This window comes from Geosporobacter subterraneus DSM 17957, from assembly GCF_900142145.1.
Lineage (GTDB): Bacteria > Bacillota > Clostridia > Peptostreptococcales > Thermotaleaceae > Geosporobacter > Geosporobacter subterraneus.
Map to the genome: position 1 here is coordinate 1 of NZ_FQZV01000035.1, position 21,460 is coordinate 21,460.

Consider the following 21,460-nt stretch of genomic DNA (forward strand, 5'->3'; position numbering starts at 1 on the left):
GATGGCAAAGAACATTATGCCCTGAATAATCTTAGAGTTTCAGGGATTAAAAAATCGAAAGTATTCATGGATTTAACCTGTATTGCCATCATCGCATCTAAGATGGTAAAGGCTGATAAGAAATTGAATCATGCAGCATAAAACTAACAATGTAAAAATGGGAGGGATGCATTCATAATAAAAATTGAAAAAACTGTGGATAACTTAGTTTTATAGGGGTTGTCTAACCTTTTTTAGGGTCAATTTGGGATTTTTCACAGATTTTTATCCACAATTTCAATTTTTGAATTATGCAATATCCTCAGCAAAGAAACCGGAACGACGCTAACAGAGACCATTACGAAAATTCGGATTGAAAAAGCCAAAGAGCTCCTTGTCTCCAACAGCGCCAAGACCTATGAAATTGCAGCGATGGTAGGTTTTGAGGATCCCTCATACTTTTCTTATGTATTTAAGAAGTACACGGGCCAATCCCCAAACCTTTTTAGAAAACAGGATATAGATCTGTGATTGAGAATCTTTATTTATCCATCCAAGAGGGTAGGGGCAGGCCATGTGTCTGCCCGCTGTATTTTCGGGAGGACACAGAGGTCCTTCCAAAATCTAGGTAAAACTTGAGGTTGAATATTAGCCTTCTCAGTCACAGGCCTATATAAGCCTTTTATTTTTCACTTTTCAATGAAGTTGTTGAAAATCTAAGAAGTCTAGACTATAAGGTAATCCATTGGTCAGCGGATTCTATGGATTGGCGTGACCGAGATGTGGATGCCATTCTGATCAATACGCTACCCGATGTGCGAAATGGAGGAATCCTACTCTTCCACATCGGCCCTGGAGGCTCCACTGCCACGGCAAAAGCACTTCATGAGCTGATAGAGACTTTAAAGATGCAGGGGTATGAATTTGTAACCGTGGATGAATTATTAAATATACAAGCTTATCGTTAAATATAGATCTGTGACAGATTTATAAGCTGTAAAAAAAAGTATATTGACAAGAACCCCCTCATAGACTCCCTTACGCTGTAGCAAGAGGAATCTTATGAGGGGGTTTTTTTATTGTAGTTTGGGACAGTCCTCCGTCTAGGCCTCTGTGTATTTCACTACACCCTTAACGATGGTGCAGATGGCTTTTCCCTGAAGCTTCAAGCCATGAAAAGGCATATTCCGTGCTTTGGAGTACATCTGCTTCTCGTCCACAGTCCATTCTCTATGGATATCCATAATTGTAATATCCGCAGGGCTTCCCGCTGCCAAAGTACCGCCGGGGATATTCAACAACTTAGCAGGCTTGCAGCTCATGCACTCAACCAACTGCGTCAGCGTCATGCCTCTTTCATGCACCAATGCCGTTAAGGCTATCCCTAATGCGGTCTCCAGACCAATAATCCCATTGGCAGCATAAATCAGGTCCTGATCCTTATCCTTTTCCGTATGTGGGGCATGATCGGTGGCAATCACATCAATGGTTCCATCCAGTAACCCCTGAATGATCCCCTCTACATCCTCCTTTGTCCGAAGGGGAGGACTCATTTTCGCCATCGTTCCATGCTTTAGCACGGCTTCATCCCATAACAGAAAGTGATGGGGTGCAGCTTCAGCACTGACCTTTATACCCTTCTTTTTAGCCTGGCGAACCAAATCCACGCCTTTTTTTGTAGATATATGCTGAATATGGAGCCGGGCTCCTGTGGCCTCTGCCAGCATTAAATCTCTTTGGATAATGATTTCTTCCGCTATGGCTGGGATTCCCATAAGGTTTAGTTGTTTTGAAACCTCACCCCGATGAATCGACCGGTCATATACTAAATGGATGTCCTCACAATGACTGCTTACCAGTAAATTCAAAGCCGCTGCCTCTGCCATTGCTTCATACAGCACCCCCGCATTCATCACCGTCTTTCCATCGTCTGTGATTCCTACAATTCCACCTTCCTGCAGCTCTCTATAAGGGCTTTTTTCCTTTCCATCTAGATTTTTTGTGATGCTTCCCATCATCAGCACATTGCAGGCAGCCCTTGATGCTTTTTCTTTTATAAACGCTGCTGTTTTGAGGTTATCAATAACCGGATTGGTATTGGGCATACATACTGCTGTGCTAAATCCTCCGGCAACTGCTGCCCTAGCTCCGGTTTCTATGGTTTCCTTCTGTTCAAACCCAGGTTCACGAAAGTGTACATGCATGTCAATCAACCCTGGCGTCACATACTTTCCCCTTGCATCAAATACTTCACAGCCTCGTACATCTATATCTTTTTCGATTCTTTCTATTTTGCCTTCACTAACCAGTATATCCATTGGTTCATTTATTTTTTGGGAAGGGTCTACGATCCATCCCCCCTTGATCAGTATGGTCATATGAATCTCCTTTCTACATCCTAATTTGCCTATAGGCCTATGATTGAGTATCCCGATTAATACTCGGAACGACGAGGGCGTCGCTCCCTACGATGCTGCAATTCCATAAAGTCAGACCTGCGTATCTGGCCGTTTTTCGGAACAGCACAGGGACTGTTCCCTACGATTATATTTCTTTATAGAGGGGTTTATCTATAAAAAACTTCGGCAATATAGTTATTGTATAACTATACTACCGAAGTTTTAAATTACTCTTCTTTTTCATCCAAACGATTCAGTATGGTGGTGTATCCGTCTGCTCCATAGTGAAGACAACGATTGATACGGCTGATGGTAGCCGTACTGGCCCCTGTAATATCTTCTATTTCATTATAGGTCTTATTCTGTCGGAGCAGTTTTGCTACCTTTAATCTTTGGGAAAGCGCTTGGATCTCCTTTATAGTACAAATATCCTCAAAAAATCTGTAGCATTCTTCTATATCCTTGAGTAACAATATAGCCTCGAACAGTTCATCGGTAAACTGGTTTTTCAACTTTGATTCATAGGTCATTCTGCTCACCTCAAATTTATCTTTTATCTGGTTATATTCTATATTCATTTAGTATATCCTCTTTATGGATAATAAAATTTACAAAATATATATTGACTTTGTTCTTAAAAGTATTTATACTCAATATTAATTGATTAAAACAATTGAATACCTCGGATATGCTCTTATCCAGAGAGGTGGAGGGACTGGCCCTATGAAACCCGGCAACCGGCTTATTAAGCAGCGGTGCCAATTCCTGCGGTACATAAGTACTGACAGATGAGAGATGTGCATAGATTGCTATGCCTCTTTCCCTGTGAAAGAGGCTTTTTATTTGCCCAAATCCCTTCCTTAGGGTTTCATGGGCTGATGTTTTGCGTGACACACCTTTTAGTTCTATGCAGTTATAAACACATACCGTGATAAAGGAGTGAAATTATGATTCGTATTGAAAACCTGACAAAAGTTTATAAAAAAGGCAGAAACGAGGTAACTGCTCTCCGGGATATCAACTTAAGGGTAGAGCGGGGTGATATCTTCGGTATTATCGGACTCAGCGGTGCAGGAAAATCTTCTCTCATTCGTTGCATTAACCGCATTGAAGAGCCTTCCGAGGGTGACATTTGGGTGAATGATGTCAACCTTGTTACCCTAAAGGATGCAGAGCTTAGAGCCACAAGAAAAAAAATTGGCATGATTTTTCAAAATTTTAATCTGCTTCATAGCAAAACTGTTTTTGAAAACATTGCCTTTCCCCTGCGATTGACTAACACCCCAGAACAGGTAATTCGGGATCGGGTCAATGAACTGCTGTCCTTAGTAGAACTGTCTGAAAAAGCACAAGTCTACCCAAGCCAGCTGAGCGGCGGACAAAAACAAAGGGTGGGAATCGCCCGAGCCTTAGCCTCTGCGCCGGATGTACTGCTTTGCGACGAGGCAACCTCTGCACTGGATCCAAAGACTACAAAGCAGATTCTATCTCTATTAAAAAGCATCAATCGTACCATGGGACTAACCATTGTCATCATTACCCACGAGATGGAAGTCATTAAAGAAATTTGTAATCGAGTCGCTATTCTGGAGGGTGGAATGGTCGTAGAAATGGGAGACACCATCGATATTTTCTCCAAACCTGGAACCGAGGCTACAAAGCATTTTGTAGAGCAGATTCACCAGCTGCCCACCCATTTGATGAATGGTAAGATTCTCAGTCTCTCTTTCACTGAAGGCAGTGCGGGAGAACCGATTATCTCCAGGATCATCAAGGACTTTGACGTAGAAATCAACATTCTCTCAGGTACCATTGAGTATATTCAGGAAAAACCGATTGGAAAATTAATCATAGAAGCAGCGGTAGACGGTCATCAGCTTATTGATATTGTAGACTATCTGGAGAAAAATCATGTAAAGGTGGAGGTGCTGAAAAATGAATAGCTTTAGTGAATTAGTTGCATTGCTGACACCCTCTTTGTTTGAAACCTTATATATGGTGTTTGCCTCTATCCTTTTTACCATCCTATTTGGGCTCCCCTTGGGTGTCATACTGGTCATCACCAATCAGGATCATATTTTACCCAATCCGTTTTTGAATAATATACTGTCTTATGCCATCAATACCATGCGTTCTTTGCCCTTTATTATTCTGATGATTTTTATTATCCCCTTCACCAGAATGATTGTGGGCACCTCCATCGGTACAACTGCAGCCATCGTGCCCTTGGTGGTGGCCGCCACCCCTTTCTTTGCCCGGATTGTGGAAAGTGCCCTTCGGGAAGTGGACTGGGGCGTTGTGGAAGCAGCCATTGCCATGGGGGCAACGCCTATGCAGATCATCCTAAGGGTATTGATTCCTGAGGCAATGTCTTCCCTGGTGTTAGGAATTACCATAACCTTGATTAATATCATCAGCTTTTCTGCCATGGCCGGGGTAGTAGGCGGCGGCGGATTGGGAGACTTAGCGGTTCGGTATGGATATCACCGCTTCCAAACCGATGTAATGCTTGCAACGGTTGTAGTACTCATCATCCTTGTGCAGTTTATTCAGACTGCTGGAAATAGAATTGCAAAAAATATTAATAAAAAGTAGGAGGAATACAAATGAAAAAAGTTTTATCCACAGCACTATTATTAGTAGTAACCGCAGCCCTGTTGTTTACCGGCTGTACAAAAGCTCCTGCAGCCACTGATGCTGCTGATACTACACCTGTATTAAAGGTCGGTGCCACACCTGTACCCCATGCAGAAATCTTAAACTTTATTAAACCTGAATTAGAAAAGCAAGGAGTCAAATTAGAAATCGTTGAGTTTACCGACTATGTGAATCCCAATCTGGCTTTAAACAGCAAAGAACTAGACGCCAATTTCTTCCAGCACGTACCATACATGGAGGCCTTCGGCAGAGAACAGAAAATGGAATTTGTCAGTGCCGGTAAGGTTCACGTAGAACCGCTGGGATTGTATTCTAAAAAAATCAACAGTCTTGAAGGGCTGACAGATGGCGCGATCATTGCTATTCCCAATGATCCTACCAATGGAGGCAGAGCATTGATTCTATTGGATACAGAAGGACTCATTAAGCTGAAAGCCGATGCCGGCTTAGAAGCTACGGAAAAGGATATTGCGGAGAATCCAAAAAATCTTAAATTTAAGGCCATTGATGCCGCCCAGCTGCCAAGAACCTTAGAGGATGTAGATGCTGCAGTCATCAATACCAACTATGCATTGGAAGCAAAGCTGAACCCATCTGTAGATGCACTGATCATCGAAGGCAGTGAGTCCCCTTATGCCAATATTGTTACCGTTAGACCCGATAACAAGAATGATGAACAGATTCTAAAGCTGGTAGAGGTGCTCCAATCTGAAGCGGTCAAGCAATTTATTCAAGACCAATACAAAGGCGCTGTTGTCCCTGCATTTTAAAAAGGGTGTACATTCTTCACATAGATGCCCCTTCAATTTGGGATACTATAATATGGTTTCAAATTCGTAAGGAGATGATCGTATGGAAGAAAACAAAAGACTAAACTTCGGTGCCAATGAAGCACAAAATCTAATCGACAGCACCTATAACACCAAGGATTATCCAATTATTGAAAAAACCCAGAATGCCTATCTCATGCCGGAAAGTATGCAGCGGGATGTGGATTGTATCAATACCTTTCGATTTTATGAAGACACTACAGAATATACAGAAGCCCTAGGCATAGAAGGGATACCGGCCAGTCCCGAAAGCAAGAAGAGTACAAAGCTGCAATAACCAAAACCCCGTACCAGTCTCGAAACTAGTACGGGGTAACTCTTTTTTCCTAAGAACCCTCCCTAATAAGGCTAACCGCTAACGGCTAACAAGTAAGGCATGCACGCTTAAGAATACGGAAAAAACTTTTATTGGTCAACATATAACATGAAATCCACATTATATATCCGTTAATCCCTTTACCTCTTCGATACCTAACCCTGGTCCCTTTGGCAGTACCAATACGGGGCCCTGGGTTTCTACACCGCCGATCACCGGATTTTCTCCTAACAGATATATGGTGTCTAAATCAAATCTCGTAATATTCTTCTTGGCCCCTGCCAGATGGGCTGCCGCTGTAACAGCCACTTTGCTCTCAACCATGCTTCCCAGCATACATTCTACCCCGCAGGCCTCGGCAATAGCCACGATTTTTAAAGCCTGATGAATACCCCCGCATTTCATCAGCTTAATATTGATCAGATCAGCTGCCCGCATACTTAGAATCTTAAAGGCGTCATAAGGACTAAACATGCTTTCATCTGCCATAATCAGCGTCTCCACATGATCCGTGACAAACTTCAGTCCCTCTAAATCCCAAGCCTTTACCGGCTGTTCTACCAGTTCCATTTCTACGCCGGCATCCTCCAGCTTTCGGATTCCCCTTACCGCCTCCTTCGGCTGCCAGCCTTGATTTGCATCCAACCGGATTTTAATGTTGTAACCGATTGCTTCCCGTACGGCCTTTACTCTTTGGATATCTTTCTGTATGTCGCAGCCTACCTTTATCTTGATGGCAGTAAATCCCTGAGCAATGGCCTGCAGTGCATCTTCTCTCATTTCCTCCGGTTCGTTAATGCTCAGTGTAATATCCGATTCTATCCGATCTCTGTATCCCCCTAACAATTTATACACCGGCGTTTGATATCGTTTTCCGAGCAAATCGTAAACAGCCATATCTACAGCCGCTCTGGCACTGGAATTTCGTACAATCGATTTATCCAGTTTGTCCATGATTCTCTCAATATTCTCAATCTCTTCCCCAATTAAAGCATTCCCTATGCTTTCTTGAACTGCACCCTGAACAGATCCGTTGGTATCCCCTGTGATGACCGCTGTTGGCGGAGCTTCCCCATAGCCCGTTTGCCCGTCATCGGTATGAATCAGCAGGATGGTATCCTCTGCTGACAGCACAGTTCTCAAAGCCGTTTTAAAAGGTTTTTTCAACGGAATACTTACATGCTTCAATTCAATGCTTTGGATTCTCATTCTAATCCCCTTTCCCTTCCCGGCACACGGCTTGCTGCAAAAACAAAAAACCCAACACAGACATTCTTATACAATGCCTATGCTGGGTTTCATCTCAAAGCTCATATCGGTTAGGATATAAGTACAAAGACAAAGCAGCAAGTCTATAATTATTGGTTGCCAGCTTAAAAGGATTTGTGCTTATCACATTTCCACTTCATATTATATCATGTTCTATTTTAAATGTTAAGTCTTTGAAAGATTTTATTATTTTTCTATATATGCTTCGTCAAAGTAGATATAGCCAAGAATAGACTTTCTTGTATTTTTCACGTAGTCCTTGATTAATGCAATATCTACATAGTAGTAAATCGGCATTAGGATCATATCTTCCATCATTGTTTTTTCTGCATCATAAAGCAGCTTGAAGCGTTCTTGTCCGGAAGTATTCTTTGCATCTTCGATCAGCTTATCAAAGGTTTCATTCTTCCACTTCGCATTATTCTTACCGGAATAGGAAGTCCACAGATCTAAGAATGTCATTGGATCAGCATAGTCTCCAAACCAGCTGGATCTCGCTACAACAAAGTTTCCTTCTGTTCTTGTTTGCTGGAATACAGCCCACTCTTGGTTTGCAAGTCTTACGTTAATACCTAGGTTCTTTTTCCACATTTCTTGAATAGCTTCAGCGATAGCCTTATGGGTTTCACTGGTATTGTACATTACTTCCAGTTCCGGGAAGCCCTTTCCATCGGGATAGCCTGCTTCTGCCAATAATGCCTTCGCCTCTTCAATTTTTGCAGTATTTGGATCAATACCATAATCGCCGCCTACAGATCTAAAATCTTTGCCTTCTGCATCATAAAGTCCTGGAGGCACAAATCCTGTAGCCGCCATTTCTCCGCCCCGAAGGATCTTCTCTGTAATAGCTTTTCTATCGATCGCCAATGCCAATGCTTTTCTTACTCTTACGTCGTTAACCGGCGCCTTTTGTGTTTGGAATGCATAGAAATAGGTAGCAAGTGATGGGGCTACTACAAAGCCCGGCTCTGATGCTTTTAGTCTTTCGATCTCCTGCGTCGGAACATCGTCTACGTAATCTATATCTCCAGATTCGTAAGCCGTCAAGGCAGTAGAAGCCTCGTTAACCATAAGCATTTCAATCTTATCCAGCTTTACCCTGTCCTTATCATAATAGTTTTCATTCTTCACCAATATGATTCGGTCTCCCATTGTGTAGCTTTCCATCTTAAAGGGGCCGTTCCCTATAAATGTTTCTGGCTTCATGGACCAGGTATCCGGGTCTTTTTCAACCATATCCTTTCTAACAGGGAATAAGGTAAAGAATGCAGTTAGTTCAAGGAAATAAGGTGTAGGTGACTCTAATGTAACCTCTAATGTTTTATCATCCTTCGCCTTTACCCCTACTTCTTCGATGTTTACTAAGCCTTCATTTGCCTTCTGTCCGTTTTTCAGATAATAGAGCTGAAAAGCATATTCAGAAGCTGTATTTGGATCTAATGCTCTCTTCCACGCATATTCGAAATCCTGTGCTTTTACCGGCTGTCCGTCAGACCATTGGGCATCTCTTAGATGGAATGTATAAGTTAAACCATCTTCAGAAATCTCGTATTTTTCTGCCATCCCTGGTATCGCCTTGTCATTCTTATCCAGCCGCATCAAGCCTTCAAAGGTATTGACCTGTACAATACCGGCGTTGATTACGCTGTTGAGCTGCGGGTCTAATGTCTTTACATCGTCACCGAGATTATACCGCAGTACCATCGGCTCTGCAGCAGGCGTCTCCTCTGCTGCCGGCTGCTTCGGACCACATCCTGCCAACCCAGTCAGCACAAGCGCTGCCACAAGTAAGAGTGCTATACTTTTTTTCACCATGATTTCCCCTCCCATAACTTATAAATATTATCTATCGGCTGAGCTAAATTGCTCCAACACCCTTGATCAGCAGCACATACTTTTATTCTAAATAAAAAACAGCATAGAATTCCCATAAGTTGAGAACTCTATGCTGGATTTTGTTTTTGATCTTGTATGTATCCGTACAAGTAAAAAAACAAAGCAGCCTTAATCCATAGTTTAGATACCATCGGGACTTTTAATTTGCTGATACTTTTTAAAAGCATCCTTCCATGCAACGATCATTGCCTTTTGGGAAGACCCATGATATCGCCGGTTAATTTCCTCGATCATTGGTTCTGCTCCCAATTTCATTGAATAACCAGTGAATAGGGAACGAACGAATTGATTGGTCACTTCTAAGGTTGTGGAAGCCCCTGCATCAACAATCACTTCATGTTCTGCATCAATCACGAAGGCAATAAAATACGCATTGAATTGAAGTGTAATGGGATTGTTTACAGCAGTCTTTGCATCTCCTACTACATATATTGTATTTTTTTCGTAGGGTTCCATGCCTTTTTTTCCTCCTGGTGCGAAAATTATTCTCTGCTTATTCTATTGTATTATTATTCGCCACAGAATATAAAAATCCTGCTTTTATTTGAATTTTCATATTATGGGAAAACCTTGTCTTGTAATTTTTCATCTATTTATTCGCAAGCCCCTGCTTTAAAAATCTCAATACATTGCTCACCTGCATGGCTACACCCACTTTAAGGGCTTCTTCATCAATATCGAAAAGGGTTGTATGACCATCATAGATGCTGCCTTTCTCTTCATTACGGCAGCCCAGCTTAAAAAAAGCTCCGGGAACAGCCGCTGCAAAATAAGCAAAATCTTCTACCCCTAAGGTTGCATGCTTTACTTCCAGTACATTGTCTTCTCCCAGCAGTTCCTTTCCTGTATCCCGGACAAGATGGACCATTTCATCATCATTGATTAGGGCAGTGTAGCCTTCTTCACGCAGCACCTCTCCTTTTCCTCCCATGGCAGCGGCAATCTGCAGGACAATTTTCTCCACACGATCAATGACTTTACTGCGGGTCTTAGGATCTAAGGTTCTGACGGTTCCCGTCATCTCAACCCGGTTGGATATGATGTTTTGTTTCGTTCCTCCCTGAATCGTACCAAGGGTTACCACTGCCGAATCCCTTGGGTCTACATTTCGGCTTACAACAGTCTGCAGCGCCGTAATGACCTGCCCGGCCATAGCAATGGCATCTACACCGGAGTGGGGGTAGGCCCCATGGGTACTCTCTCCATGGAGGATGATTTTGATCCCATCAGATGCCGCATTCATCTGCCCATAGCGGACCCCGATGGTACCTGTAGGATCCTCAGTGGATACATGAAGACCCAGTACGCCATCCACGGGAGGGTTTTCCAATACTCCCTCTTCGATCATTGGTTTCGCTCCCCCCACAGTTTCTTCCGCCGGTTGAAACAGCAGCTTTACATTTCCCTTGAGCTGATTCCTTATCCCGCTTAATATCTTGGCTGTACCCAGCAGTATGGTCATATGGGCATCATGGCCGCAGGAATGCATCTTTCCATCTACAGTTGATTTATAAGGTGCATTTTTTTCATCCTGCATGGGGAGTGCATCCATATCTGCCCGCAGTGCGATGGTCCTGCCCGGGCTTCCTCCCCGGATCAATCCCACAACTCCCGTTTTGGCAATGTCTGCTTTGGTTTCTACTCCCATTTCCTTTAGATATTTGACAATCTGGTCTCTGGTTCTATATTCCTCCATGCCCAGCTCAGGATGCCGGTGAAAGTCTCTCCGCACTTCTACCAACCAAGGATATAGAGCTTCAATTTTCTCGAAAAGTATTTTCTTATCCATTTTATATAATCACTCCTTAATTGTTACTTTACTTTATGAAAGGGTTTTTGTTATATAGATATATCTTATATTGTCATCCTGAACGCAGTGAAGGATCTTATAGAGGAGTTTAGACCAAAAGAATCCTTCGCTTTGCTCAGGATGACAGCTTTAAAAAGAACTTGATTCTTCCAAAAAATAAAAGCATAGATAGGGTTTCTCTATCTATGCTGGATTTCATCCTGACTTTGTATCGGATAAATACAAATGATAAGATAAAGCAGCGAGGCTATATTTTATTTCCTTCAAAATATCCGGGGTACAGGGGGAACTTTTCACGATGCATGGACCCTTGGGCTCCCGGGAAGGTAGCTTTATCCATGGCTGATCCGTACTTTTCCTTACATAGTATAAAACCGCCCCTTGCACCGGCTAAGGTCTTGGTGGTGGTGGAAGCAACAAAATCTGCATAGGGGACTGGGTTAGGATATACTCCTGCAGTTCCAGAATCTGTATGGGTACATAACTCTCTGAAGCAATCATCTCAATTCCTGTTCTTTGCCGTCCAAACTCCTCCTAAAGGATCTCATACAATTCCATGTCCTTTTCCTTAACTGTTCTTAGCACATCTTTCCCTCCTCTGCACTATAGTTCTTCATACACGTCTTATTCATTTTCATTGTTAATATTTAACGAATAGAAAATATAGGCTTTGTTAAAGTTTTGTGTGGATATCATATATTTTAGGCATAGATTGTGACAAGGATAGGGGTGGAGGACTCTGTCCACCCGCAGTTGCCTTATGAACAAAATCACCATCATAGTATAACAGCGCCAAAATATAAAACACTAGAGAGCAAGTCTGTGTCTTTATTTTCTATATATTTTTCTACTTGCCGCACAATTCTTTCAACTTCACCCGTTGATTCCATTATAACGGATTTTGAAAAGCTTGAACATCCTCCAATTTTGCAACAATCCTCTCGCAAAGCTCATGGGTTTTCAAGGCATCCCTCGGACTTATTGAACTTGCAGTGCCTCCCTTAACCGATTGCAAAAAATGATCAATAATCTGATAAAACCCCCGGCGGTATAGCACCGAATCCCAATCCCCAAATTTAAAATGAATTTCATCTCCCTGGTGATAACGCACACCTTGGTTTAAATCACGGATCACCCATTTATTTCCCGGATGCATATATTCTACTACTTCCTCGGCCGCTCCGTTATCCCGGTTCATCATCCCTATAGCTGTATAACCCTTACCTGACAGGGTCAGTACCACATGGTAAAGCTGATCGTCCTCTGCTCTCCCCTGGATCTGAACTTCTTCGACCTCGCCAGGCAGCAAAAACCGGAGCGTATCCACCACATGTACAAAGTCATCAAAAATAAATCGACGGATTTGATCTGGCAAATACAGTCTGTTTTTTTGAATCAGGATTAGATTGGCCTGTCCCTGGGCTTTCAGCTGTGATATCATGGGAGCAAATCTCCGGTTAAAGCCCACCATCAGTACACGATTCTTTTCTTCTGCCAATTCTACGATCCTTTGGGCATCTTCATAGTGATAGGCTATCGGTTTGTCCACATAGACATGGATCCCCTGTCTCAACAGTTCTTCTGCAATCTCCCCATGGGATTCTGTAGCTGCATGAATAAAGGCTGCATCTATATTCCTGTCTATTAAATCTTCAATCCTCTGAATCGACTCCGGAGCCCGGTATTTTCGGCTGATTTCTTCTAAAACCTTTTCGTTTCTTGTACACAACACAGGCGTAATATCCCCACGGTTCATTAGAATAGGCAAATAGGCTTTCCTGGCGATATCTCCCAAACCAATAATACCAACTCTCATCCCTTTCAACTCCCCTTAAGCTATTGTCTTATATTCTATTTGCTATTCTTGAAATTCATCTCTTTTCCCTTCCATATTTACCTACTTTTTAAATTACTTTTCGTAATGCTATGCCGGATTATCTCCTTCCTTTTTTGGGGAGAATTTCCTTAATACCCGATAATATATTTCTTTTCGTATTTGTTTATCGTTTTATATTTACTTATTGTTGCAATAGAATAGAATAGAATTAAGAATCGTAAGGAGGAGGAATCCTATGGATGCCATTGATAAGAAAATTCTAGAATTGCTCAAGGAAAGAGGGCGGATCACCCACGAGGAAATCAGCAAAATCCTCCATATATCCAGGCCGGCCATTCATCAGAGAATCAGCAAACTGGAGGATCGCGGCATCATTCGAGGATATACAGCGCAAATTCATTGGAAGGACCTGGGCTACCAGATAAAAGTCCTCATCTTCATCAAATTTCACCCCCACGGATTTGGACGGATCGCAGAGCAGATTATGAAGATTCAAATACCTAATGCGATTATTGAGGATTTCTACAGACTTGCAGGAGAATGGTGTGCCGTTATAAAGGTAAGAGCCCATACGCCTGATGATATCACTGTCTTAATTGACGAAATTTGCAAGCTCCAGGGTATTCGAGAGACGTCTACCACTTTTATTCTGTCTACCCTTATGGAGAATGAGGATTGCTATGAAAGCAAAAAAGGAGGCATATAGCATGAAAGATCAGCGCAGCAAAGATCATATAAAGGTTATATTGGCCTTTATAGCCGTTTGCATATTATGGGGTTCTACCTACCTGGCCATTCGAATCGGAGTGAGTGATTTTCCTCCCGCCCTCTTCGCCGGTCTTCGGTTTTTTACAGCGGGCCTTCTGGTCCTATTGTTTGCTAAAATAAAAGGAATGGACTTTCCGGTCTATTTCGAGGAATATAAAAAAATTGCAGTAGTTGGATTATTGCTATTACTAGGCGGCAATGGGCTGGTGGTATGGGCAGAAAAATGGGTTCATTCCGCCATGGCTTCTCTTATGGTAGCCACCGTCCCCCTCTTTATGGCCCTGCTTGAAACCGCAGCATTGAAAAGAAACAGTCTCAGCCTAAAAGGATGGCTAGGCCTGTTAACGGGCTTCAGCGGCGTGGCGCTGCTGGTGTTTTCAAACGCTGCTACAGAAGCCATCAATATACCCGGAGCTGCTATGCTGCTGGCCGGTGCCTTCTTTTGGGCCTCCGGTTCTGTATATTCAAAGAGCTTTACAGCTTCCGGTTCTACCTTTTCCCACATTGGGATCCAGATGCTGGCTGCCGGTGTCGCCCTTTGCAGTATTGGTATTGCTGTCGGAGAGCTTTCACAGGTCCATCTATCTCCCAAGGGCATTGGTGCTATGCTCTATCTTATCTTCTTCGGCTCCGTCATCGCCTACAGCTGCTATATATATGTACTCCAGAAATGGCCCGCTTCCAGGGCCGGTACCTATGCCTATGTAAATCCCGTGGTGGCCATACTGCTGGGTGCCGTAGTATTAGGAGAGTCGGTTTCTCCCTCGATCCTGCTCTCTGCCGTCGTTATATTAGGCAGCGTCTTTATTGTTCAGACAAGCAAGACAGCCGATCTAGGAATAAAAACTGCTCCACAGAAACAAAAATCCTAACAGTAAAGCCCCGAAGCTGCACCTTTGGGGCTTTACTGTTACCTTATCAATTTCCCGATATCCTTACGATACTGCATATTTTCAAAGCTGATTTTCTCCACTCTTTGATAAACCTTCCTTCTAGCTTCCTCTACCGTATCTCCCCAGGCAGTCACGCCTAATACCCGCCCGCCATTTGTGAGGATATCTTCTCCTACCCTCTTGGTACCGGCATGAAATACGACGGTCTCTTCATTCTGCTCCATCAAGCCTTGAATAATCCTGCCCTTTTCATAGCTTTCAGGATATCCACCTGCCGCAATAACCACACATACAGTTTTTCTGTCAGACCAGCGAATTTCCTGATCTGCCAATCTTTCTTCCAGGATGCTCTCTAGGATATCCACCAAATCTGTTTCCAATCGGGTAAGAATCACCTGGGTCTCCGGATCCCCAAAGCGGGTGTTAAATTCCAGAACCCGGGGACCTTCCGCTGTAATCATCAAGCCGATAAAGAGCACCCCTTTAAAGTCCAGTCCATCGGCCTTCAAGCCCCTGATAACCGGTGCTAAAATCCTTTCTGCCACCGCAGCTTCCAGTTTCTCCTCATAGATATAGCTTGGAGAATAGGTTCCCATTCCTCCTGTGTTGGGTCCCTGATCCTCGTCATAGATTCGTTTATAATCCTGGGCACTTACCATAGGTACAATACTTTTGCCATCTACGAAGCATAGGATAGAGGTCTCGATTCCTTGCAAAAACTCCTCAATCACTACTTTATCACCGGCTGTACCAAACTTTTTCTCTGCCATCATCTGTTCTAAAGCCTCTGCCGCTTCCTTTTCATCCTGAGCAATCACCACACCTTTTCCGGCAGCCAGTCCGTCTGCCTTAATAACCATGGGATACCCGTAAATTCCTAAGGCATTTTTTGCCTCCCTTAAATCTGTATATTCTCTATATCGGGCAGTGGGAATCTGATGACGTTCCATGAAGTCCTTGGCAAAGGCTTTACTGCCCTCCAGCTGGGCGCACTGCTTATTGGGCCCGAAAATCTTCAATCCCTCTCTATGAAACACATCCACAATCCCTGCTACCAAAGGCACCTCCGGTCCAACAATGGTTAGATCAATATTTTTTTCCTTTGCAAAAGAGCATAATTCCTCAACTGCCTCAACAGGAATATTGACCAGTTCTGCCGCATTTCCAATCCCAGCATTTCCGGGAGCACAATAAATCTTTTCTACTTTAGGGCTATGCTTCAGCTTCCATACCAATGCATGCTCTCTTCCGCCACTGCCAACTACCAAAACCTTCATCCCGCAACCTCCTTCCTAATGCTTGAAATGCCGCATACCTGTAAAAATCATGGCAATACCGTACTGATTGGCCATTTCGATAGAAGCCTCATCCTTTAAGGAGCCTCCCGGCTGAATAATGGCCGTAATCCCTGCTTTTGCCGCGGCTTCTACACAATCAGCGAAAGGAAAGAAGGCGTCAGAGGCTAATACACTTCCCTTAACCGGAAGATTTGCCTGTCTGATGGCATTTTCCACAGCCCAGATCCGATTCACCTGTCCCGGTCCAATGCCTACTGTCTGAAGGTCCTTGGCGATTACAATACCGTTGGATTTAATATGCTTGACCACCTTCCAGGCGAAGAGCATATCCTCCATTTCTTTTTTGGTAGGGATTCGCTGGGTTACAACCTTCATTTCATCATCATTGCAAAGGGGAGCATCTAGCTCCTGAATCAACAAGCCTCCATTTATTTTTTTCATATCAAAGGCATTTGAGGATTGCTTGCTTTGAATTTCAGGCAGCTTCATAAGTCTCACATTCTTCTTCTCCATAAGAACCTTTAAGGCATCTTCCTCAAAATCCGGTGCAATAATAATCTCCAGAAAAATCTTATTCATTTCCTCTGCCGTTTTTCTGTCCACCTTACGATTTACCGCCACAATCCCCCCAAAAATAGAAGTAGGGTCGCAGGCATAAGCCTTATGATAGGCATCAAACAAATCATAACCGCTGCCTACCCCGCAGGCGTTGGTATGCTTTACAGCTACCACCGTAGGCTCAGTATATTCCTTTAAAAGCTCCAAGGCGCCATTGGCATCATTGATATTATTAAAGGACAGCTCTTTCCCATGAAGCTGTTCTGCGTTGACCAAGGAGCCTGTATTTTTTCCAAACTCCTTATAAAAAACTGCCTGCTGGTGGGGATTCTCTCCATAGCGCAGGTCCTGTGCTTTTTCATAAGTAAGGGTCAATACCTCCGGCAGTACTCCCTGTATTTGTTCTCTCAAATATTGGGCAATCAATGCATCATAGTGGGCAGTATGCTCAAATACCTTTAAGGCTAACCGATATTTGGTATCCCTGGATACTTCTCCGTCCTGCTCCAGCTCTGCCAGTACCTGATCATAATCCTTCGGGTGAATCACCACTGCTACATCCTGATAGTTTTTAGCTGCTGCCCGGAGCATAGTAGGCCCGCCGATGTCAATATTCTCAATAGCCTCCTCTAAGGACACCCCTTCCTTTGCAATGGTTTCCCTGAAAGGATAGAGATTGATGACTACCAGATCAATAGGGCTGATATTCAATTTCTCCAGTTGTGCCATATGCTCCTCCTTATCCCGTACAGCCAACAAACCCCCATGGATAGCGGGATGAAGTGTCTTCACTCTACCGTCCAAACACTCCGGAAAGCCTGTCACATCAGAAACTGATACTACAGGAATGCCGTTTTCTGTCAGCATTTTTGCCGTTCCTCCTGTAGATAAAATCTCTACGCCCATTTCCTGCAGCTTTTTTGCAAAATTTACAATCCCGCTTTTATCGGATACACTGATTAAAGCCCGTTTCACCAATGGAATAACCTCCTTTAATTCTTACTTTTCTGCCCTCTACCATCAATCTGCCCTCTGCAAAGAGTTTCACTGCCAAAGGCAGCAGTTCATGTTCTAAGGTCAGTACCCGTTTTGCAAGACTCTCAACCGTATCCTCCTCCTGTACTTCTACAGCCTTCTGCAAAATCACAGGCCCGGTGTCAGCCCCTTCATCTACAAAATGTACCGTAGCTCCCGTCAGCTTTACACCATATTCCAATACGGCCCGGTGCACATACTCACCGTAAAAGCCCTGCCCGCAAAAGCTGGGGATTAGGGATGGATGAATGTTGATAATCCGATTGCGATATTTTTCGATGATATGACCCTCCAGAATCTGCATATAGCCTGCTAAAATAATCAAATCAATCTTTCTCTCTTCAAGAATTTTCTCTAATCTATAATTTCTCTCTTTCAAATTCGGAAAGTTCTTGCTGCCTATATAGATGCTTTCTATGCCATGGCGTCTCGCTCGCTCTAATGCATAGGCATCTTTTCTGTTAGATATGACCATTTCAATTACTGCGGGTATATTTCCCCTCTCTATCTGATCAATCACTGCCTGCAGATTGGTTCCGCCCCCAGAAACCAAAACTGCAATTCTTATTTTTGACATAATCTCACCCCGGTGCTGTTGGGTATGACTTCCCCAATTACATAGGCTTCTTCCCCAATATCCCTTAAATATTGCATGAGACCTTCTCTATCTTCCGGTTTTACTACCAGAATCATCCCGATACCCATATTGAAGGTTTTAAACATCTCATCTCTTTCAATGCTGCCCCACTGCTGCATCAATGTGAAAATCGGCAGTACCGGCCAGCTTTCCAAATGAATCTCTACCCCTAAGCCTTCGGGAATAATTCTTGGGATATTTTCATAAAAGCCTCCCCCCGTAATGTGTACCATTCCTGCCACTGAAAATCCTTCTAAGATTTTCGTACAGATATCCACATAAATACGGGTAGGTGTCAGCAGTGCTTCTCCAAGGGTAGCATCCAGGGCTTCAACATAGTCCTTGATGCTTAATCCCATTTTATCGAAAAAGAGCTTTCTTACCAAGGAATAGCCGTTGCTGTGAATGCCGCTGGAAGGCAGTCCAATCAACAGATCTCCTGCTGAGATTTTGCTGCCGTCGATAATTTTATCCTTATCTACGATCCCTACAGCAAAGCCAGCCATATCATACTCTCCATCCTCATAAATGCCTGGCATTTCTGCAGTTTCTCCACCGATCAGCGCACATCCGGCCAGCTGGCAGCCGTCGGCGATTCCTTTCACGATATCGGCGGCTTTTTCCGGCTTTAGCTTCCCTGTAGCCAGATAGTCCAAGAAGTATAAAGGCTTTGCGCCCTGGCAAAGGATGTCATTGACACACATAGCTACACAGTCTTGCCCCACCGTATCGTGCTTATCTGCTAGAAATGCGATCTTTAGCTTCGTTCCAACCCCATCGGTTCCAGATACCAGCACCGGTCGCTGGATTCCTGTTAAGTCCAGCTCAAATAAACCTCCAAATCCGCCAAGTCCACAGAGTACATTTTTTGTAAAGGTCTTTTTCACATGCTGTTTCATCAATTCTACAGCCCTTGCCCCTTCATCCACATCTACTCCCGCGTCTCGATAGGTTAGCCCTTTATTCTCCATCCTGATCACCTCTATCTCTTTTCAAATAGATATTTATTGCCTGATTTCGGTACTTCCATAGGATAATCACCACTGAAGCAGGCACTGCAAAGTCCCTCTCCTGATTCATGGATAGATTCCAATAATCCTTCAATGCTCAGGTATCCTAAACTGTCGGCGCCTACCATCTTTCTTATTTCCTCTATGGAGTGGGTAGCGCCCACAAGGTTTTTTCTTGTTGGCGTATCAATGCCAAAATAACAGGAAAACTTAACAGGAGGAGAGCAAACCCTCAGGTGTACCTCTGCTGCCCCTGCAGCCTTTAGCATCTCTACAATGCGCCCGCTGGTGGTTCCCCGAACGATGGAATCATCAATCAGCACGATTCGTTTTCCCTTAATGTTCTCTTTCAATACATTGAGCTTTAACCGTACACTCAGTTCCCGCATTTTCTGATCCGGTTGGATAAAGGTTCTTCCCACGTAGCGATTCTTAATCAATCCTTCCCCAAAGGGAATTTTAGATTCCTCTGCATATCCAATGGCAGCTACTGTACCGGAATCCGGTACTGCAATTACCAGATCTGCTTCTGCAGGGTGTTCCTTTGCCAGCATTTTTCCTGCATTGCGGCGGCTGATATACACACTTTGTCCATCTAAAACACTGTCGGGCCTTGCAAAATATACAAATTCAAAGGAGCATAGGGCTTTCTTTTGTTCATTTGAATATTGTATACTCCTGATTTGACCCCCTTCAATGATGACCATTTCCCCCGCTGCCACATCCCGTATAAATTCAGCACCTAACACATTAAAAGCACAGCTTTCTGAAGACAGCACATATCCTCCATCTATCTTTCCGATACATAAAGGTCTTAATCCATTGGGATCCCGCACACCAATTAACTTATCCCCATAGCTGATCACCAAAGCATAGGAACCTCTTATTTGTCCCATGGTCTTTTGAATGGCCTTTTCGATGCCAAAGGCATTGTATCTGGCAATGAGGTTTGCAATCACTTCACTGTCGATAGAGGTCTGAAAAATAACCCCTTGATCCTCCAGTTCATCCCGGATCTCTCCGGCATTGATGAGATTTCCATTGTGGGCAAGGGCGATACTGCCTCCCTTATAGCGCACCACCAAAGGCTGGGCATTGATCACATAGCTTTCTCCTGTGGTGGAGTACCGTACATGCCCTACTGCAATATCTCCCTGCAGTCTTTCAATGATGTCATCGGAGAAGACCTCCTGGACCAAGCCCATTTCCTTATAATAGGTAATTTGCCCCCCCTGATTTACTGCAATCCCTGCGCTTTCCTGTCCCCGATGCTGCAGGGCATGGAGACCAAAATATGCCATTCGGGACAGTTGTTGTTCTCCTGGCCCGTAGATTCCAATGACGCCGCACTCTTCTTTTAATTTATCCAGATTTATAGTATTGTACATGACATCCTCCAGTCTAATCCTTTACAATCTCGCCAAAACCTCTTGATAGGTTTGCTCTACATCCCCTAAATCCCTTCTGAAGCGATCCTTGTCCATCTTCTTATTGGTAGCTTCATCCCATAATCTACAGGTATCTGGAGAAATCTCATCGGCTAGGATTACTGCTCCTTCATAGAGGCCAAATTCCAATTTGAAGTCAATCAGCTTCAGCCCTCTGTCTAAGAAGAAGGGCACCAATATCTCATTCACCTTTAATGCGTATTGTCTGACGGTTTCCAGCTGCTCCTTTGTAGATAGCTCTACAGCCAGAATATGGTCCTCATTGACCATAGGATCACCCAGCTCATCATTCTTATAACAGAACTCTAAAACCGTATTTTTGAGTATAGTACCTTCCTCAAGGCCCAATCTTTTTGCAAGGGAACCGGCTGCTACGTTTCTTACGATTACTTCCAAGGGCAGTATCTTCACAGCCTTCACCAGCATCTCTCTGTCATTCAGCAGCTTTTCAAAATGGGTAGGTATCCCCTTCTCCTCCAACAGCCTAAACAGCAAGGCGGACATTTTATTGTTTACGATACCCTTCTCAGCGATAGTGCCTTTTTTCACACCGTTGAAAGCCGTGGCATCATCCTTATAAGAAACAATGTACTTCTTTTCATCTTCTGTTTTGTATACCTTCTTTGCTTTTCCCTCATACAGCATTTCCAGCTTATTCATTTTGCTTTCCTCCTCACTTCTTATTTTTAGATATGGGGACGGTGCATGGAGAATCTAGGGGAACATGAAATCCAATGGGAAAATGGGCCATGCACCGTACCAATATTTAGATTGTTTTCCTATTTATTCAAGCGAAAGTCGGATAAAAAAAGCCCGATA

General features: G+C 43.6%; 21 protein-coding genes, 1 pseudogene and 1 riboswitch. Of the genes and pseudogenes, 8 read left to right on the forward strand and 14 right to left on the reverse strand.

The window, feature by feature from the left end; translation table 11 throughout:
• The first annotated feature begins 279 nt into the window (after positions 1–279).
• Positions 280–510: a helix-turn-helix domain-containing protein gene (locus BUB56_RS20405; protein WP_408606961.1), complete on the forward strand. Its 231-nt coding sequence runs from the start codon at positions 280–282 to the stop codon at positions 508–510.
• A gap of 230 nt (positions 511–740) precedes the next feature.
• A complete protein-coding gene (locus BUB56_RS12765; protein WP_110941700.1) occupies positions 741–947 on the forward strand; it encodes a polysaccharide deacetylase family protein in 207 nt (68 codons plus the stop codon).
• A gap of 135 nt (positions 948–1,082) precedes the next feature.
• Here BUB56_RS12765 and BUB56_RS12770 read toward each other — a convergent pair whose 3' ends face one another.
• Both BUB56_RS12770 and BUB56_RS12775 read right to left on the reverse strand, forming a co-directional pair.
• Entirely contained in the window at positions 1,083–2,357 is a 1,275-nt protein-coding gene (locus BUB56_RS12770) for a dihydroorotase (protein ID WP_110941701.1), read from the reverse strand.
• Between the two features lie 248 nt (positions 2,358–2,605).
• Positions 2,606–2,956 carry a YerC/YecD family TrpR-related protein gene (locus BUB56_RS12775; RefSeq protein WP_330392640.1) on the reverse strand — a complete coding sequence of 117 codons (351 nt, stop codon included), beginning with the start codon at positions 2,954–2,956 and terminating at the stop codon, positions 2,606–2,608.
• 113 nt (positions 2,957–3,069) lie between these two features.
• Positions 3,070–3,173, forward strand: a riboswitch (SAM riboswitch).
• A gap of 152 nt (positions 3,174–3,325) precedes the next feature.
• Between BUB56_RS12775 and BUB56_RS12780 the strand changes: the two genes are divergently transcribed.
• The 4 genes from BUB56_RS12780 (at position 3,326) to BUB56_RS12795 (ending at position 6,143) form a co-directional block, all read left to right on the forward strand.
• Entirely contained in the window at positions 3,326–4,321 is a 996-nt protein-coding gene (locus BUB56_RS12780; RefSeq protein ID WP_110941702.1) for a methionine ABC transporter ATP-binding protein, read from the forward strand.
• On the forward strand, positions 4,314–4,973 hold the full coding sequence (locus tag BUB56_RS12785; protein WP_110941703.1) for a methionine ABC transporter permease: 660 nt from the start codon (positions 4,314–4,316) through the stop codon (positions 4,971–4,973). Before BUB56_RS12780 ends, BUB56_RS12785 begins: the two co-directional genes overlap by 8 nt.
• An 11-nt stretch (positions 4,974–4,984) precedes the next feature.
• Positions 4,985–5,806: a MetQ/NlpA family ABC transporter substrate-binding protein gene (locus BUB56_RS12790; RefSeq protein WP_110941704.1), complete on the forward strand. Its 822-nt coding sequence runs from the start codon at positions 4,985–4,987 to the stop codon at positions 5,804–5,806.
• A gap of 82 nt (positions 5,807–5,888) precedes the next feature.
• Positions 5,889–6,143, forward strand: a complete 255-nt coding sequence (locus BUB56_RS12795; RefSeq protein WP_110941705.1) for a hypothetical protein — start codon at positions 5,889–5,891, stop codon at positions 6,141–6,143.
• 159 nt (positions 6,144–6,302) lie between these two features.
• Here the strand turns inward: BUB56_RS12795 and BUB56_RS12800 are convergent, their stop codons facing one another.
• The 6 genes and pseudogenes from BUB56_RS12800 to BUB56_RS12825 form a co-directional block, all read right to left on the reverse strand.
• Entirely contained in the window at positions 6,303–7,391 is a 1,089-nt protein-coding gene (locus tag BUB56_RS12800; protein WP_110941706.1) for a mandelate racemase/muconate lactonizing enzyme family protein, read from the reverse strand.
• Between the two features lie 246 nt (positions 7,392–7,637).
• The gene (locus BUB56_RS12805) at positions 7,638–9,266 is read right to left on the reverse strand and encodes a peptide ABC transporter substrate-binding protein (protein WP_110941707.1); all 1,629 of its coding nucleotides are present in this window, start codon (positions 9,264–9,266) and stop codon (positions 7,638–7,640) included.
• A gap of 201 nt (positions 9,267–9,467) precedes the next feature.
• Entirely contained in the window at positions 9,468–9,803 is a 336-nt protein-coding gene (locus tag BUB56_RS12810) for a DUF3870 domain-containing protein (protein ID WP_110941708.1), read from the reverse strand.
• 133 nt (positions 9,804–9,936) lie between these two features.
• A complete protein-coding gene (locus BUB56_RS12815) occupies positions 9,937–11,136 on the reverse strand; it encodes a M20 metallopeptidase family protein (protein WP_110941709.1) in 1,200 nt (399 codons plus the stop codon).
• A 268-nt stretch (positions 11,137–11,404) separates the two neighbouring features.
• Positions 11,405–11,605, reverse strand: a pseudogene (locus BUB56_RS12820) (hypothetical protein); the annotation flags it as partial.
• Between the two features lie 441 nt (positions 11,606–12,046).
• A complete protein-coding gene (locus BUB56_RS12825; RefSeq protein ID WP_110941710.1) occupies positions 12,047–12,973 on the reverse strand; it encodes a Gfo/Idh/MocA family protein in 927 nt (308 codons plus the stop codon).
• Positions 12,974–13,229: 256 nt separating this feature from the next.
• Here BUB56_RS12825 and BUB56_RS12830 point away from each other — a divergent pair, with 256 nt between their 5' ends.
• Complete coding sequence (locus BUB56_RS12830; protein ID WP_110941711.1) at positions 13,230–13,700, forward strand: Lrp/AsnC family transcriptional regulator; 471 nt, start codon at positions 13,230–13,232, stop codon at positions 13,698–13,700.
• 1 nt (position 13,701) lies between these two features.
• Positions 13,702–14,634, forward strand: coding sequence for an EamA family transporter (locus BUB56_RS12835; RefSeq protein ID WP_110941712.1), 933 nt, complete (start codon positions 13,702–13,704; stop codon positions 14,632–14,634).
• 38 nt (positions 14,635–14,672) lie between these two features.
• Here the strand turns inward: BUB56_RS12835 and purD are convergent, their stop codons facing one another.
• Genes purD through purC form a run of 6 tightly spaced genes read right to left on the reverse strand, consistent with a single transcriptional unit; the run spans position 14,673 to position 21,301 of the window.
• Positions 14,673–15,932: a phosphoribosylamine--glycine ligase gene (gene purD / locus BUB56_RS12840; protein WP_110941713.1), complete on the reverse strand. Its 1,260-nt coding sequence runs from the start codon at positions 15,930–15,932 to the stop codon at positions 14,673–14,675.
• 15 nt (positions 15,933–15,947) lie between these two features.
• Entirely contained in the window at positions 15,948–17,489 is a 1,542-nt protein-coding gene (gene purH, locus BUB56_RS12845; RefSeq protein ID WP_110941714.1) for a bifunctional phosphoribosylaminoimidazolecarboxamide formyltransferase/IMP cyclohydrolase, read from the reverse strand.
• Positions 17,455–18,123, reverse strand: a complete 669-nt coding sequence (purN, locus tag BUB56_RS12850; RefSeq protein WP_207650444.1) for a phosphoribosylglycinamide formyltransferase — start codon at positions 18,121–18,123, stop codon at positions 17,455–17,457. The genes purH and purN overlap by 35 nt, the downstream gene beginning before the upstream one ends.
• Positions 18,111–19,154, reverse strand: coding sequence for a phosphoribosylformylglycinamidine cyclo-ligase (gene purM / locus BUB56_RS12855; RefSeq protein WP_110941715.1), 1,044 nt, complete (start codon positions 19,152–19,154; stop codon positions 18,111–18,113). The genes purN and purM overlap by 13 nt, the downstream gene beginning before the upstream one ends.
• Before the next feature lie 11 nt (positions 19,155–19,165).
• Positions 19,166–20,581, reverse strand: coding sequence for an amidophosphoribosyltransferase (gene purF / locus BUB56_RS12860; RefSeq protein ID WP_110941716.1), 1,416 nt, complete (start codon positions 20,579–20,581; stop codon positions 19,166–19,168).
• A gap of 21 nt (positions 20,582–20,602) precedes the next feature.
• On the reverse strand, positions 20,603–21,301 hold the full coding sequence (gene purC, locus BUB56_RS12865) for a phosphoribosylaminoimidazolesuccinocarboxamide synthase (RefSeq protein WP_110941717.1): 699 nt from the start codon (positions 21,299–21,301) through the stop codon (positions 20,603–20,605).
• Between the last annotated feature and the right edge of the window lie 159 nt (positions 21,302–21,460).